Genomic DNA, 14,280 nt, shown 5'->3' with positions numbered 1-14,280 from the left:
AAAGAAACTAAAATATGAATCAATTTCAAATAGAAACTGCCCAAAATATAAGTATAAGTCAAAATACTTCTAATCTGGGTGAGCGTATGCTGGCATATCTTATAGACAGTCTGGTCATTATCATATATACCATTTTAATTTTTATACTTTTAATTTCTTTGGATATTGATATTGCCGACCAATGGGCCTATTATTTGGTCTTGAGCCTGCCTGCATTTTTATACTATTTACTTTTTGAAACATTCTCAGATGGAAAGACCATAGGCAAGGGGCTAATGTCGCTTAGGGTGGTAAAACTAGATGGTTCCAAGCCCAGTTTTTCAAATTACTTTGTACGATGGGTACTCCGTATTATAGACGTAAGCCTAACCTCTGGAGGTGGAGCGGTTTTAACAATTTTGATTCGAGGAAAAGGCCAGCGAATGGGTGATATTGCAGCTGGTACAACGGTCATAAGCGAAAAGAAAAGGATTTCGCTGCGAGATACGCTACTAAGGGAGCTGCCCGATGATTATCAACCTCAATTTCCCCAAGTGACCATATTTAAAGACCCCGAAATGCGGACGATCAAAGAACTGTACGATAAGTCAAAATTAAATGGCGACCACAATATAATTATCTCCTTGGAAAAGCGAATCAAGGAAGTGACCGGTATCAATACACAGTTAAAACCTATTGATTTTGTTGGAATCATCATAAAGGATTATATCTACTATACCCAAAATTTATAGGTTCATGTTTTATCAAACTATAGATATCTTGGGAACAGTGGCGTTCGCAATTTCGGGAGTGCTCGTTGCCATGGAAAAACGTTTGGATTTATTCGGAGTGCTGATTATTGCCTTTGTTACCGCCATTGGTGGTGGAACATTACGTGATTTACTTATTGGAAACACACCAGTAGTCTGGATACGTGATTTAACTTATGTAATCACCATTGGAGTAACGGTATTTTTTGGAGTGCTTTTCGTCAATCAATTAAAATACCTTAGGAAATCCCTGTTTTTGTTCGATACCATTGGTATTGGGCTTTACACTATGCTGGGGATAGAAAAAGGCCTTCAAGCCGGACTTTCTCCTGTCATCTGCATAGCACTGGGCACGATGACCGCTAGTTTTGGCGGTGTCATACGGGATATCCTCTGTAATGAGATACCTGTCATTTTTAGAAAGGAAATCTATGCCACAGCCTGTATCTTGGGTGGAGGAAGCTATTTTTTGCTGACCTTATTGCCCATAGGTGAAAATTATGCATACGTAGCGGCGATACTCGTAGTAATTTCGCTTCGGCTCTTGGCGGTCAAATTTAAAATTAGATTGCCGAACATCTATCAAAAAGAAGTTTGATCAAAGTACTTCTGCCTTTAGAATATACACGTTTTGCAGCGGCCAATCCCCATCACCTACTGCAACATTGTTGATTTTATCCACAATATCCATACCGCTGATCACTTTTCCAAAAGGCGTGTAGGATCCATCCAAATGATAGGATCCTGGTTTGGTCACCACAATAAAGAATTCATAAGGAGAGGCCAACATATGCGGATTGTCCCTTTCGCTACTTGGCATAGAAATAACACCTCTATGATGTTTGTGTCCTTTTTTTGCGTCAGGTGGAAGAAGATAGCGTCCAATTTTGGTTCTTTTACGGGCGGTTTCTATGTCATCGGAATTTCCGCCCTGTATGATAAACTTCTTCACAATACGATGAAACTGTGTATTGTCAAAATATCCTTTTTCGGTCAAATAGATAAAATTTGCCTTATGATACGGGACATTGTCATATAATTGAACAGTAAAACTGCCCATACTTGTAGTAAGCTTGACTTTATCTTTTTTTAGTTCTTTTGCATAATCAAAAAAGAAATCTATTGCATTTTCTTCTGTCAGAACAAAGGCTTCTTCTATATTTTCAACAACCGTATCCTTTTTCTTTTGGGTCGAATCTATTTCTATTGCTGCAAGTTTCGTGGAAGAACTTTTCTTTTTGGATGATTCACCACAGGAGACCAAAAATAATAGTATACTTGCAAGCAAAGCAGATTGTTTTAGCATCATGAATTTTGAAGAGTTTTATCAACAAGCTTTAAAAATAAAAAATCTACCTCTTCCTGGAACGGATTCACACCATAAAATGTCACCGGCAATGCGAATCAAATGGTTGGAATCTAGGGAGATTGAAAAAATGAAACCCAGAAAGGCAGGAGTGATGGCACTTTTTTATCCAGATTTGTACCAAAAAACAAAGTTGCTTCTTATTCTGCGTAAAACGTATGAAGGTGTACATTCCAATCAAATTGGGTTCCCAGGGGGGAAAGTGGAAAAGGAGGATAAAAATCTTTTGGATACTGCATTGCGAGAGACCCATGAAGAAGTAGGTGTTCCGCCAGAATCCGTAGAAGTATTGAAGCAACTTAGCGAGGTATATATACCACCGAGCAATTTCTTGGTGCAACCATTTATTGGCATGTATTCCAACCCTAAACCTTTTCTTATACAAGAAAGCGAAGTAGAAGACGTGGTTGAGGTCTATTTGCACGATTTTCTTGATAATGCGAATCTAATGGAACAAAAATTAAGCACTTCGTATGCTAAAAATATCAATGTACCTGCTTATAAATTAAATGGTTATACAGTTTGGGGGGCTACGGCCATGATGATGAGCGAAATCAAGGAACTTTTGGAGCAAGTCCTTTGAGGGCTATTTTGTAAATTAGCGAACGACGGAGATTATATGGGGCTATTTAAAGAAAATCCTTTTGGGCATATTTTATTTTTGAAGCGATGGTTGATTCGTATTGCGGGTATGATTACGCACCAACGCTATAAAGGATTCAATACTTTAGAAATTGAAGGTTCCCAGATTATAAGGGATTTACCCGAAACAAATGTATTGTTCGTAAGCAATCACCAGACTTATTTTGCAGATGTAGTAGCTATGTTTCACGTGTTCAATGCCAGCTTAAAAGGTAGGGACGACTCCATTAAGAATATGGGCTATTTGTGGAATCCAAAATTGAATATATACTACGTTGCGGCCAAAGAAACCATGAAACAGAGCCTAGTGGCCAAAATATTTGCCTATGCAGGCTCCATCAGTATTGAAAGAACTTGGAGGGCCGATGGTAAAGACGTAAACAGACAAGTGAAATTTAGCGATATAAGTAATATTGCCATGGCGCTAGAGGACGGATGGGTAATTACGTTTCCGCAAGGAACGACCACACCATGGAAACCTTTGCGCAAAGGTACGGCCCATATTATAAAAAGATATAAACCCGTTGTGGTACCTGTTGTTATAGACGGTTTTAGGCGCTCTTTTGATAAAAAGGGACTGCGGGTAAAAAAGAAAGGTATCCTCCAATCCATGCAGATAAAGGAACCACTGGAGATTGATTATGATAACGAATCCATTGATGCCATTATAGAAAAACTGGAATATGCGATTGAACAACACCCATCTTTCTTAAAGGTCATTCCAAAGGAAGAATTGGCAGCCTACGAAGCAGAACACCAAAAAAGGCGTTATCGATATAAAAGGAGCTAGACCTCCAGTTTCTGTAATTCCCTGTGATTACGTCTTAATTTTCTTGTAAGTAAACCGTAAAGTAAAAAGTAAATACCTCCAAAAATAGCGGTGAAAAGAATACCACAAATCGCTAGGCCCAACATAAAGACGAACTTGACATTGTCTTCTGAAACTGTATCAATTTTTGAAGTTAAATTGAAAACCTCAAGAACATTATCGCTCAGATAGACTCCAACAATAAGTAGGGCAAATGTTAAAAGTACGATAGAAAGCGAGAAAATGACATAGTGTTTTACCGTTTTTCTGGTTTTTAGGATATTGGTAGTAAGCTGTTTGGCACTATCCAATACCGAGATTTCCTTATACCTCATATAAAACTGATAAATAAAGTAAAAAACAACCAGGTATTGCAAAATGGTCACTACAAGCATAATATTCGATAGCTCCAATTTTGAATAAATATTCAGATCACTGCTTTGTACGGATGGAATAAGATACAAGAGGTGCGGAAGTGCAAATTCTATGATACTTATATAGAATATCCATTTTACAATAGATGAGGACTTTTTCCATATCATCTTGTATATCTCATCGTAAGTGAGTTGAGGAAGATGTGCCTCCTTTTTCTGCCAATCTTGCTTTAAGAGTTCCAGTTCATCCATCATATCCTAAGGATTAAGTATGGTTCTTAATTTATTTTTAACTCGGTTCATTTTAACCCTAGCGTTCACTTCTGTAATTCCTAATGTTTCTGATATTTCAGCATAGTCTTTGTCTTCCAAATAAAGAAAGACCAAAGCTTTATCTATATCTCCCAGTTGTTTTACTGCATCGTACATCAGCTTTAACTGTTTTTCTTCCGTGTCATCATATTCGTCGGTCTTTATTTTAAAAATTACCGAATCATAGTCTTGGGTCTGCACACGTCTTTTGGATTTTCTGTACAATGTTATCGCAGTATTTAGCGCTACCCTGTACATCCATGTACTAAATTTTGCCTCTCCTCTAAATTTAGGATAAGCTTTCCACAATTGAATTGTGATTTCTTGGAACAGATCGTTGTGGGAATCTCTATCATTAGTATATAGAGTACAAACCTTATGAACAATATTTTGATTGTTCTCAAGTTCCGTTACAAAACGATGTTCCAGTTCTTTATTCACTCAGGTTGGTACGTTTGCTTATAAGTATAGGCAATACAATATTTGTTACAATCTGCTAAAAATAAATTTACTTTCTATAGTCAAGTGCTGGAGGTCTGTCGCCTAACAATGGAGTGTATTTAAAATCGTCGCCTCTTCTTTTTTCCAGTTCTGCCTTGGCATCCTCAACAGTTTTTGGGTTTTTAAAAAGATCCATGGCAGTTAACGTAAGTGTTTTAGCGGCAACCATCATTCCTTTTGTTCCTATGGAAGTTCCGCCAGCGGCAACGGCTTGCCAACTATGGGCCGGAGTACCGGGAACCCAAGTAGCAGCTCCCATACCAACGGTGGGCACGGTATAGCTTACATCACCAACATCTGTAGAGCCATAAGCACGGGCTTCTTCTTTGTAGGGTTGAATATTTTTGGCCTTATCCATATCCAATTCTTTGTATCCTAAACTTGTGGAAATTTTATCTGCAAATACTTTCTCTTCTTCAGAATAGGTTATTCCACCTATTTCTGATAGGTTATCGTGCATTATTTTTTGTAATACCAGATTGGGTAAGAGTTCATGTGTGCCACCGATCATTTCATAATCCATCGTTGTTCCGGTTCCCAGGGCAGCTCCTTCGGCAGCTTTTACCATTCGGTCGAAAATATCGATGACCACATCCCTTTTATTATGTCTTGCATAATAATAGACCTCTGCAAAATTTGGAACTACGTTTGGAGCTTTACCGCCGTCGGTGATTACATAATGTATTCTTGCTTCTTGGGGTATGTGCTCACGCATCATGTTTACCATGGCATTCATAGCTTCAACTCCGTCAAGTGCCGAGCGACCCATTTCTGGAGCGCCTGCAGCGTGCGCTGAGGTTCCATAAAACCTAAACTTAGCTGATTTATTGGCCAATGCAGCTCCGGCACTCGCAGCATTTTGTGAACTAGGATGCCAGTGTAATGCAACATCCACATCATCAAAAAGCCCTTCTCTAACCATATATACTTTCCCAGAACCTCCTTCTTCGGCCGGACATCCATAAAAACGAATAGTTCCTGACGTATTACTACTTTTTAACCAATCCTTCACTGCAATTGCCGCTGCCGTAGAAGCCGTACCGAACAAATGATGTCCACAGGCATGTCCAGCCGCCTTACCAGCAGATTTTTTCTCAGGAACTGCCTGTTGGGAAAGACCGGGCAACGCATCGTACTCTCCCAAAATTGCAATGATGGGATATCCAGAACCGTACTCGGCCGTAAAAGCTGTGGGAATACCCGCTACTCCTTTATTTATAGAAAAACCTTGATCAGAAAGTGTTTTCTGCAACAAGGCCGAACTTTCATTTTCCATATATCCCATTTCAGCAAGATTCCAAATTTCTAAAGCAATAGCTCCATATTGTTCTGCTTTGGCATCCAGACTTTTTAAAGCTATGTCCCTATCTTTTTGTGAAAAGCAAGAAACGATGGATAGCATTGTTGTAATGGTAAAGAGTAGTATTCTTTTCATTGGAAAGTTATTTTGTTAGTTATGATTTAAAGATACTAAAAAACATATCTCAAAATAGTCTTGCGCATTTGGGAATGCTTAAATTTGCTGCCATGTCAGCTATGAATATTCCACAATCCAGTTTCCCAAGGGTCATTATCATAGGTGGTGGCTTTGGAGGTATTGCCCTTGCAAAAAAATTGAGAAAAAAAGAGGTACAGGTAGTTTTGTTGGACAAACATAATTACCATACATTTCAACCTTTATTATATCAAGTATCCACAGGAGGTTTGGAACCAGATTCCATAGCCTATCCCATTCGTAAGGTAATACAGGGATACCCTAATTTTTATTTTAGGTTGGCCGATGTTCGCCAAATCGATACAACGGAGCGCAAGCTAAAAACCAATATTGGGGAGATATCGTACGACTATCTTGTGGTGGCTACAGGTTCTGAAACGAATTTTTTTGGAAACGAAAATATTGAGGCCAAAGCTATGGCGATGAAATCTATTCCTCAGTCTTTGAATCTTCGTAGCCTTATTCTAGAGAATTTTGAACAGGCGTTATTGACCGATGATTTGCACGAGCGAGATGCGTTAATGAATTTTGTTATTGTTGGTGGTGGGCCAACTGGAGTTGAGCTGGCAGGAGCTTTAGCCGAAATAAAGAAAGGTATTTTACCAAAGGATTATCCAGATTTAGATACCAGAAGGGCACAGATAAACCTTGTACAAGGAAGTGATAGAATTCTTCCAGCCATGAGCGAGGTTGCTTCAAGCAAAGCGGAGCAATTCTTGGAAAGTCTTGGTGTTAACGTATGGAAAGACGTACGGGTAACGGATTATGATGGGAATTTGGTAAGTACCAGTTCGGATATTTCTTTTAACTCGGCGACGTTGGTATGGGCCGCTGGGGTGAAGGCCGTTAATATTGCGGGCTTGGATGCTAAGGAATTGTTATGTCGTGGCAGCCGTTTAAAAGTAAATCGATTTAACCAGATAGAAGGGTTTGAAGAAATCTTTGCAGTTGGTGATGTGGCACAAATGGAAACCGAAGCTTTCCCTCATGGTCATCCTATGATGGCACAACCTGCTATGCAACAAGGTGAAAATTTGGGTGAGAATTTAATCAGGATTTTAGAAAATAAACCCCTAAAGCCTTTTGTTTACAGGGATAAGGGGAATATGGCCACGGTTGGTAGAAACAAAGCTGTTGTAGATTTGCCCAAGTTTAAGTTTCAAGGAATTTTTGCTTGGTTCGTTTGGATGTTCGTACATCTATTTTTTCTAATTGGTTTTAGAAATAGGGTAGTGGTCTTTATCAATTGGGTGTACAATTACATTAGGTTTGACCGGGAAGCACGATTGATCATACGTCCCTTCAAAAAGATTCATCAAGAATCCAGTTGAGTTTATTCGATTGCCCAATTCCAGAAATTGATAATACTGCGTAGGCTAATACTAGCCTTGAATAAGTTTTCAGTTTATAGTGGCCGTTCAGTTAGGTGATTTTATACACACAGGCTTGATATGGATTCAATTCAAAACTGGTATTGTGTTTCAGTGTTTTGCTGACATCGTTAGAAATCAAAAGTTCTAAATTAGCACTAGTTAAGTTCTCCAATTGAAAAGTTGCTTTTTCTGTAGAGAAACTAAGGAGTATTAGATAGTTTTCCGAACCCATACTTCTTGTGTAAGCATAGACCTCTTCATTATCTTTTAATAATAGTTGATAGTCTCCATAAACCAGACCTAAATGGTCTTTTCGTATCTGAACCATTTTTTTGAAATAATTTAATACGGAACTTTTATCTTTTTCCTGTTCATCAACATTTAGCCCCCTTTTATGGTTGGGATGTACTTTTAGCCAGGGTATAGCTTTAGTAAAGCCAGCATTTTCAGATGCATCCCACTGCATTGGGGTTCTACCATTGTCGCGACTTGCCTCTTTTTCGTTGGCAATAAACGTATCCAAATCAATATTTTGCTGTTTCAGTAACTCATATCGGTTTAGGGTGTTGATGTCTTGGTAGTCATCAATGTCATCAAAACGGATGTTGGTCATTCCAATTTCATCTCCATAGTAGAAATATGGGGTTCCTTTCATGGTCAATAAAAAAGTATGCAGCATAGTGGCTGAATTGTACCAATGCTCTGGAGAATCATTCCCCCATCTACTTACGGTACGAGGATTATCATGATTACTTAAAAACATGCTTCCCCATCCTTTTTCCGCAAAGGTCTCATCCCAATCGGAGTGTATTTTTTTAAATTCAGTAAGCTTCCATGGGTCTTTGCGCATCCAAAACACTTCATCCCCATCACGGTCCAGCGACATCAGCTCAAAATGGAAAAACATATTGAGTTCTTCTCTATCTTCATCCACAAATAATAATGCTTGGTCTCTGTCGACCCCCGGGGTTTCTCCCACGGTCATAATATCGTATTTGCTCAATACTTCCTTGTTCATTTCATGCAAATAGTCATGCAGCTTTGGTCCATTGGCATAAAAAGGGATAAAGTTTCCATTGTATTCATCTGGAAGCTCTGGATAACTGGTATCTTTGGAAATAAAGGGAATTACATCCATCCTAAAACCATCCACCCCTTTTTTGAACCAAAAATGCATCATGTCGTAAATCTCTTGACGCACTTTGGGGTTCTCCCATTTTAAGTCGGGCTGTTTTACCGAGAAGTAGTGGAGGTAGTAACTATCCGTTGGTTCATCATACTTCCATGCATTTCCATCTACATCAAAATAACTAAAGCGCTTTGGTGGTTTTCCATTTTCAGCGGGCCACCAATGGTAATAATCTCTATAGGGGTTATTTCTTGACTTTCTTGATTCTTGGAACCATTTGTGCTCATCGCTGGTATGGTTAACGACCAAATCCATGACCAGTTTTAGGTCACGTCTATGCATTTCTTTCAACAACTCATCAAAATCTGCCATGGTCCCAAATTCGTCCATGATGTTACGGTAATCGCTAATATCATATCCATTATCATCGTTGGGGGATTGATAAACGGGACATAGCCAGATGATATCGACCCCTAGACGTTTTATATAGTCCAAACGTTGTACGATTCCCCGAATATCCCCAACGCCATTACCTGTGGTATCTTGAAAACTTCTAGGATATATCTGATAAACGATTCCTTCTTTCCACCAAGTGCGTGATTGTTTCATTAAAAAAGGTATTAAATGCTGATTTAATCGCAGTAGTTATTCCGTTATTTTTTTCGGCACATCCTCATCGTAATTCAATGTCCATTGTGTGCCATATACGTCTTCATAGGTAATTTCGAAATCGAATTTATTGCGATATAGTATTGTGCGAAAGGTCTTAAACTCTTCAGAATTATCAAAAGATATAATCTCAACTGTTTCGTTTGCAGGAATCAAAGTGCCAATGGTAAGGGTGCTGTACAAATAGTTGATAGTGTCCAAAAACTTGTTCGTTTTGGTCAATTCTTGTAATAAATCATCTGTATTGTTGAAATTCTGATTTTCATTTATGGTAATATTGAACGCTTTCACAAACGCTGGACCAACACCATCATTGCCTACAACCATTTTATGGTTACCTTCAGAATCATCAAACCACTGGGTGAGATAAGGCATTACCGTAGCACTTTGCTGTTTCTGAATGAGTTTGTTTTCCTCCCTTGCCAGATAGGATTGATAAAGTAGTGCTATTAAAGAAACGACACTGATAAAGAATGCAGAAGAACTAATGATTCTATCGGTTGACCAGCGATTTTTTTTAGTTGTCTTATTTTTTTTGCCCATCAATATAATATGTTGCGATACTTGAATTTACTTATAAAAATATAAATACGAAAAGGTGTCTTGCAATCTCATCGCAAATTAATAACATTCCCGCTAAGAAGGTTAAAATTTGCACAATTACATAAGCAAAGGTTTTTTTTGAATTAATTTAGAGTTCGAAGCCAAACAGTTTTGAAGTGATAAAGATTATAGGTTTTTTAGTTTTTTTTGCGCCTCATTTTTTTCTGAACGCTCAAGTGCTAAACCAGCATAGTTTAGAGGAAAAACCTAAATTGCTAGTTGACGGCTTTAGCTACCCGGATTTTAATGATGGCTCTCGCTACGCCTCATTTTCGTTGCGATATCCATTGACCAATACTACTGAAATAGGTGTTTTTGGACATCATTATAGAAATTTGATAGCCGAAAGATTTCAAGTGCGCTTACAGATAAAACAATATGTTGATGAAAAAATATTTTTGATAGGTGGCTATGAACAAGAGTGGGATTTGCGTAATCAAAATATAGGCAAGCCCAATGGCAAACCTTTACACAGTATTTTTTATGGAGTGGGTCATGATATTAAACCAGGGCTTTCTTTGGAAGCAATGATACAAAACCCAATCAATAACCCTGGTTTTAGTCCCCTTGGACTAGATAAGCCTTCTTCTAGTTTCAGGCTTAATACAAAGTTTAAGTTTTAGTTATTTCATTTTTCTGGGATGAAACTCATTTAAGACATTCACCAAATGGGTTCTGTTGACATGCACATAAATTTCTGTTGTGGTTATACTTTCATGCCCCAGCATTTGCTGAATTGCCCGTAAATCTGCGCCGTTTTCCAAAAGATGCGTAGCAAAGGAGTGTCTGAACGTATGCGGGCTTATATTCTTTTCAAGACCGATTTCTTTCGCCAATCGTTTTATAATTGTAAATATCATGGCCCTTGTAAGTTGTTTACCTCTTCGGTTTAAAAAAAGGAAATCCTCATGTTCCTTTTGGATGTTCGAATGGTTTCTAATTTCATTCGTGTAAATATTGATATATTTTTTGTTTATCGCGCTAATGGGCACAAATCGTTGTTTATTCCCTTTTCCAGTAACTTTTATAAAATCTTCATCAAAATAAAGATCAGATAGTTTAAGATTGACTAATTCGGATACCCTAAGACCACAGCCGTACAAAGTCTCTAAAATGGCTCGATTGCGTTCCCCTTCTGGTTTGGATAAATTAATTGCCGCGATTAATTTGTTGATTTCCTCTAAAGCCAGTGTATCGGGTAGTTTTCTCCCAATTTTAGGCGGTTCTATTAAATCCATGGGGTTGTCGTTCCGGTAATCTTCAAAAATTAAATAACCAAAAAATCCCTTTAATCCAGAAATGATTCGTGCTTGGGAACGCGGGTTTATGGTTTTGGCAATATCATAGATAAATTTTTGAACGGTTTCCTGGCTTATCTGAATAGGTGTTTGGTCAATCTCGTAAGCATTTAAATAGTTCGTCAACTTTTGCAGATCCAAAACATAGCTGGAAATTGTATTTTCTGAAAGTCCCCGCTCTATCTTTAGGTAATTTTGGTAATCCTGTAACGCTTGTTGCCAGTTCATTGGTTAAAGATAGCCGTTAATTTTTTCACTAAAATTTTAGGTACAATATGGAATCCATCAATTGAAAGCTGCCATTGGTCAAATGGGACAGCCAAAACTTCTTGACATTGCTACTTTCGCTTAAGTAACTAAAATCTTAAAAAATGTTGAAAAAAATAGTATTGATTTTTGCTTTAACAGGAACAGCTTTAACCGGAGTGGCTCAAGACATCAATTTTGGACTAACTGGTGGTTTTGTAAATGTTGGACAAACAGTTAAGGAAGGTAATATTACCATATCGGATGCTGAATCTGGGATTTATGTTGGTGCTTTCGCAAATTTTAATGTCAACAATAATTTTGCAATTCAGCCCGAGCTGTTATACTCTGCCGTTGAAGATGTACAGGCAATTGTGGTGCCCTTTATGGCTAAATTTTACATGACGGATATTTTATATATACAAGCAGGGCCTCAAGTAGCTTTCACCCTAGAAGATATACCAGACAATTTTACAGGCGTTGAGTTTGATTTGGCGGGTGGTCTGGGCTTGGATATTACGGACCTGTTTTTTTTACAGGCGAGATATTCTCTTCAATTGAACAATTCCTTTACTGGAAACGACGACATAAAAGTAAGGTTCAATTATTTGACCATTGGGGCTGGCTATAAGTTTTGGTAAAAGATAAATTGAATAAAAAGCGAGGGTCAAACCCTCGCTTTTTTGTTTAAAACCAATTGTAGTTCAACGAATATGGATACTATCTGGGCGTAGTTTGCGTTTTAATTCTCCAAAACTAAGCGACCATGAAAAAAGTATATCTATTTTATGTTTTTATTTTTATAATACTGTCAAATATCAGCGCTCAAGATAGAAGCAGTTTTAAAGCTGGTATAAGTGCGGGAGTACCTGTTGGGGATGCATCGAATGTTTCAAGTTTTAGCGTTGGATTGGATGTTGCATACCATTGGGGAGTTTCAGAGTTGTTAGACGTAGGTTTGGCCACAGGCTTTATGAATGCTTTCGGTGATACCAAAACCGATTCTTTTGGCCCTATTCCTGAAGGTACGGGGTTTGAGGACTTTCAGTTTATTCCTTTGGCGGCATCATTTAGAATTTATCCTACGTATAGCTTTAAGTTAGGTGCGGATGTAGGTTACGCTGTTGGTATTAATGAAGGCAATGAGGGTGGATTTTATTACAGGCCTTTGGTAGGCTATAATATTACGGGCAACACAGAACTTAATGTGTCGTACACCGCCGTAGACAACAATGGAACTTTTGCGATTGCTACTCTTGGTGTTTTATTTCTTTTCTGATACGATATATCACACTCATAGCGCATAAAAATCACAGTATTGCTTCATTAAACAAACTATAAACTTTTACATGTTGATATATCTCAATTTTAACATATGATTGAAGTTATAGCCATAATACTATACTCATTTTGTATTTTTACCGTTTGAACCTTAAATCTTTAAATCTAGAAACATGAAAAAATTATTTTTTGTCTTTGCCTTAACCCTTTTATTTTCGTTGAACGCAAAAGCGCAGACCAGTTATAAAGGTGCCGTAGGACTTGGTATCGATTTATACGACAATGCAACTTTTGTTGGTCCCAGTGCCAAATACTTTTTCTCCAGTAATCATGTAGGTCAAGCCGACTTGGGTTTTGAGGATAACTTAACCATTTTTACTTTTTTATATTCATATCACAAGCAATTTGCAGGTGCACCAGGTTTAAGATGGTATGCAGGTATAGGGCCGAGCATAATTCTCGTAGATGATTTTGACAATATATTCTCATTGCGTCCCCATGCGGGATTGGATTTTAAAATAGACGGTGTACCCTTGGTATTTAATTTTGATTGGAGACCTGCCATCGCTTTGAGTGATGCTGGCGAAAACGAAGGCGGTGCATTTGGCTTTGGAATACAGTTTGCATTTAATTAAAGTCTTAAAGTCAATTTTACACAATATAGTTAAGAGGTCGCTTAAAAATTAATTTTTGAGCGACCTCATTTTTTTGAATTAAAATATGCCCCTATATTTATCCGCATGAAATTAATTATCATCAACGGTCCTAATTTAAACTTGCTGGGAAAACGCGAACCTGAAGTTTATGGAAGCACTACGTTCAAGGAGTATTTTTCTAAACTTCAAGCTAAGTTTGAAGCGGTTGAATTGGAACATTTTCAATCCAACATTGAGGGAGAGTTGATTGATAAGCTTCAAGAGGTAGGTTTTTCTTATGATGGTATCATCTTAAATGCCGCTTCTTATACCCATACTTCTGTTGGCATTGGGGATGCGGTCAAGGCCATAGAAGCTCCAGTTGTGGAAGTACATATATCCAATACCTTTAAGCGAGAGGAGTTTAGACATGTTTCCTACATATCTTCAGGAGCAAAAGGAGTGGTTTTAGGTTTTGGCCTTCAGAGTTATGACCTTGCTATACAGAGTTTTTTAACCTAGATCTTTAAGGTATTTTTTATCGGCATAAAATGTGCCGAAAGGTAATAACGATGCCACAAACAAAATAGAGAATTTTCTGATTCCCCATTTTCGTTCCCAACAAAAAACCAATGCGATAACAACGTAGGCAATAAAAAGGAATCCATGTGCATAACCGACCACCTTATTGGGTTCTGACATTCCCGCCCAATACTTTAGCGGCATGGTCAAACCAAACAAGAGCAGGAAAGAGATTCCTTCTAAAATTGCTGTAATCCTAAAAGCTTTGAGCATGGTC

18 protein-coding genes are annotated in these 14,280 nt (G+C 38.0%); 10 read left to right on the top strand and 8 right to left on the bottom strand.

Going from position 1 to position 14,280, the window contains the following annotated elements; translation table 11 throughout:
• Positions 1-14: 14 nt before the first annotated feature.
• Both LV716_RS00785 and LV716_RS00780 read left to right on the top strand, forming a co-directional pair.
• On the top strand, positions 15-731 hold the full coding sequence (locus LV716_RS00785; protein ID WP_163419382.1) for an RDD family protein: 717 nt from the start codon (positions 15-17) through the stop codon (positions 729-731).
• Positions 732-735: 4 nt separating this feature from the next.
• The gene (locus LV716_RS00780) at positions 736-1,347 is read left to right on the top strand and encodes a trimeric intracellular cation channel family protein (RefSeq protein ID WP_163419381.1); all 612 of its coding nucleotides are present in this window, start codon (positions 736-738) and stop codon (positions 1,345-1,347) included.
• Here the strand turns inward: LV716_RS00780 and LV716_RS00775 are convergent, their stop codons facing one another.
• The gene (locus LV716_RS00775) at positions 1,348-2,058 is read right to left on the bottom strand and encodes a peptidylprolyl isomerase (RefSeq protein ID WP_163419380.1); all 711 of its coding nucleotides are present in this window, start codon (positions 2,056-2,058) and stop codon (positions 1,348-1,350) included. It abuts the gene before it with no gap.
• Here LV716_RS00775 and LV716_RS00770 point away from each other — a divergent pair.
• Positions 2,057-2,698, top strand: a complete 642-nt coding sequence (locus LV716_RS00770) for a CoA pyrophosphatase (protein WP_163419379.1) — start codon at positions 2,057-2,059, stop codon at positions 2,696-2,698. The genes LV716_RS00775 and LV716_RS00770 overlap by 2 nt on opposite strands.
• Before the next feature lie 36 nt (positions 2,699-2,734).
• Positions 2,735-3,547 (top strand): 1-acyl-sn-glycerol-3-phosphate acyltransferase, encoded by an 813-nt coding sequence (locus tag LV716_RS00765; protein WP_163419378.1) that lies wholly within the window; start codon positions 2,735-2,737, stop codon positions 3,545-3,547.
• Here the strand turns inward: LV716_RS00765 and LV716_RS00760 are convergent.
• The 3 genes from LV716_RS00760 to LV716_RS00750 form a co-directional block, all read right to left on the bottom strand.
• The gene (locus LV716_RS00760; protein ID WP_370637521.1) at positions 3,544-4,191 is read right to left on the bottom strand and encodes a hypothetical protein; all 648 of its coding nucleotides are present in this window, start codon (positions 4,189-4,191) and stop codon (positions 3,544-3,546) included. The two genes, LV716_RS00765 and LV716_RS00760, sit on opposite strands and share 4 nt — an antisense overlap.
• A 6-nt stretch (positions 4,192-4,197) precedes the next feature.
• Complete coding sequence (locus LV716_RS00755) at positions 4,198-4,692, bottom strand: RNA polymerase sigma factor (RefSeq protein WP_163419376.1); 495 nt, start codon at positions 4,690-4,692, stop codon at positions 4,198-4,200.
• Between the two features lie 67 nt (positions 4,693-4,759).
• Positions 4,760-6,187 (bottom strand): amidohydrolase, encoded by a 1,428-nt coding sequence (locus LV716_RS00750; RefSeq protein ID WP_163419375.1) that lies wholly within the window; start codon positions 6,185-6,187, stop codon positions 4,760-4,762.
• Positions 6,188-6,288: 101 nt separating this feature from the next.
• Here LV716_RS00750 and LV716_RS00745 point away from each other — a divergent pair, with 101 nt between their 5' ends.
• Positions 6,289-7,578 (top strand): NAD(P)/FAD-dependent oxidoreductase, encoded by a 1,290-nt coding sequence (locus LV716_RS00745; RefSeq protein WP_163419552.1) that lies wholly within the window; start codon positions 6,289-6,291, stop codon positions 7,576-7,578.
• Between the two features lie 91 nt (positions 7,579-7,669).
• Here LV716_RS00745 and LV716_RS00740 read toward each other — a convergent pair whose 3' ends face one another.
• Together LV716_RS00740 and LV716_RS00735 are read right to left on the bottom strand one after the other, a co-directional pair.
• Positions 7,670-9,358 (bottom strand): alpha-glucosidase, encoded by a 1,689-nt coding sequence (locus LV716_RS00740; RefSeq protein ID WP_163419374.1) that lies wholly within the window; start codon positions 9,356-9,358, stop codon positions 7,670-7,672.
• Between the two features lie 36 nt (positions 9,359-9,394).
• Positions 9,395-9,961 (bottom strand): hypothetical protein, encoded by a 567-nt coding sequence (locus LV716_RS00735; protein WP_163419373.1) that lies wholly within the window; start codon positions 9,959-9,961, stop codon positions 9,395-9,397.
• A 176-nt stretch (positions 9,962-10,137) separates the two neighbouring features.
• On the opposite strand from LV716_RS00735, the gene LV716_RS00730 reads away from it, so the two are divergent.
• Positions 10,138-10,644, top strand: a complete 507-nt coding sequence (locus tag LV716_RS00730; RefSeq protein WP_163419372.1) for a hypothetical protein — start codon at positions 10,138-10,140, stop codon at positions 10,642-10,644.
• Here LV716_RS00730 and xerD read toward each other — a convergent pair whose 3' ends face one another.
• Positions 10,645-11,547, bottom strand: coding sequence for a site-specific tyrosine recombinase XerD (xerD, locus tag LV716_RS00725; protein ID WP_163419371.1), 903 nt, complete (start codon positions 11,545-11,547; stop codon positions 10,645-10,647). It lies immediately after the preceding gene.
• Between the two features lie 143 nt (positions 11,548-11,690).
• Here xerD and LV716_RS00720 point away from each other — a divergent pair, with 143 nt between their 5' ends.
• The 4 genes from LV716_RS00720 (at position 11,691) to aroQ (ending at position 14,003) form a co-directional block, all read left to right on the top strand.
• The gene (locus tag LV716_RS00720) at positions 11,691-12,206 is read left to right on the top strand and encodes an outer membrane beta-barrel protein (protein WP_163419370.1); all 516 of its coding nucleotides are present in this window, start codon (positions 11,691-11,693) and stop codon (positions 12,204-12,206) included.
• A gap of 125 nt (positions 12,207-12,331) precedes the next feature.
• Positions 12,332-12,844 (top strand): hypothetical protein, encoded by a 513-nt coding sequence (locus tag LV716_RS00715; protein ID WP_163419369.1) that lies wholly within the window; start codon positions 12,332-12,334, stop codon positions 12,842-12,844.
• A 175-nt stretch (positions 12,845-13,019) separates the two neighbouring features.
• A complete protein-coding gene (locus LV716_RS00710) occupies positions 13,020-13,481 on the top strand; it encodes a hypothetical protein (RefSeq protein ID WP_163419368.1) in 462 nt (153 codons plus the stop codon).
• 105 nt (positions 13,482-13,586) lie between these two features.
• Positions 13,587-14,003, top strand: a complete 417-nt coding sequence (gene aroQ / locus LV716_RS00705) for a type II 3-dehydroquinate dehydratase (protein WP_163419367.1) — start codon at positions 13,587-13,589, stop codon at positions 14,001-14,003.
• Here the strand turns inward: aroQ and LV716_RS00700 are convergent.
• Positions 13,995-14,276, bottom strand: coding sequence for a DUF3817 domain-containing protein (locus LV716_RS00700; protein ID WP_163419366.1), 282 nt, complete (start codon positions 14,274-14,276; stop codon positions 13,995-13,997). The genes aroQ and LV716_RS00700 overlap by 9 nt on opposite strands.
• Positions 14,277-14,280: the final 4 nt, after the last annotated feature.

The sequence above is a fragment of the Flagellimonas sp. HMM57 genome (assembly GCF_021390175.1).
Taxonomy (GTDB): Bacteria; Bacteroidota; Bacteroidia; order Flavobacteriales; family Flavobacteriaceae; genus Flagellimonas.
Note: the sequence above shows the minus strand (reverse complement) of the source record. Positions and strands in the feature narration are given on the sequence as shown.

Coding starts and splice junctions, on each gene's coding strand:
- LV716_RS00780 (WP_163419381.1), top strand. CDS start 736: ATGTTTTATCAAACTATAGATATCTTGGGAACAGTGGCGTTCGCAATT.
- LV716_RS00775 (WP_163419380.1), bottom strand. CDS start 2,058: ATGATGCTAAAACAATCTGCTTTGCTTGCAAGTATACTATTATTTTTG.
- LV716_RS00710 (WP_163419368.1), top strand. CDS start 13,020: ATGAAAAAATTATTTTTTGTCTTTGCCTTAACCCTTTTATTTTCGTTG.
- LV716_RS00750 (WP_163419375.1), bottom strand. CDS start 6,187: ATGAAAAGAATACTACTCTTTACCATTACAACAATGCTATCCATCGTT.
- aroQ (WP_163419367.1), top strand. CDS start 13,587: ATGAAATTAATTATCATCAACGGTCCTAATTTAAACTTGCTGGGAAAA.
- LV716_RS00700 (WP_163419366.1), bottom strand. CDS start 14,276: ATGCTCAAAGCTTTTAGGATTACAGCAATTTTAGAAGGAATCTCTTTC.
- LV716_RS00785 (WP_163419382.1), top strand. CDS start 15: ATGAATCAATTTCAAATAGAAACTGCCCAAAATATAAGTATAAGTCAA.
- LV716_RS00735 (WP_163419373.1), bottom strand. CDS start 9,961: ATGGGCAAAAAAAATAAGACAACTAAAAAAAATCGCTGGTCAACCGAT.
- LV716_RS00770 (WP_163419379.1), top strand. CDS start 2,057: ATGAATTTTGAAGAGTTTTATCAACAAGCTTTAAAAATAAAAAATCTA.
- LV716_RS00720 (WP_163419370.1), top strand. CDS start 11,691: ATGTTGAAAAAAATAGTATTGATTTTTGCTTTAACAGGAACAGCTTTA.
- LV716_RS00740 (WP_163419374.1), bottom strand. CDS start 9,358: ATGAAACAATCACGCACTTGGTGGAAAGAAGGAATCGTTTATCAGATA.
- xerD (WP_163419371.1), bottom strand. CDS start 11,547: ATGAACTGGCAACAAGCGTTACAGGATTACCAAAATTACCTAAAGATA.
- LV716_RS00745 (WP_163419552.1), top strand. CDS start 6,289: ATGAATATTCCACAATCCAGTTTCCCAAGGGTCATTATCATAGGTGGT.
- LV716_RS00715 (WP_163419369.1), top strand. CDS start 12,332: ATGAAAAAAGTATATCTATTTTATGTTTTTATTTTTATAATACTGTCA.
- LV716_RS00765 (WP_163419378.1), top strand. CDS start 2,735: ATGGGGCTATTTAAAGAAAATCCTTTTGGGCATATTTTATTTTTGAAG.
- LV716_RS00760 (WP_370637521.1), bottom strand. CDS start 4,191: ATGGATGAACTGGAACTCTTAAAGCAAGATTGGCAGAAAAAGGAGGCA.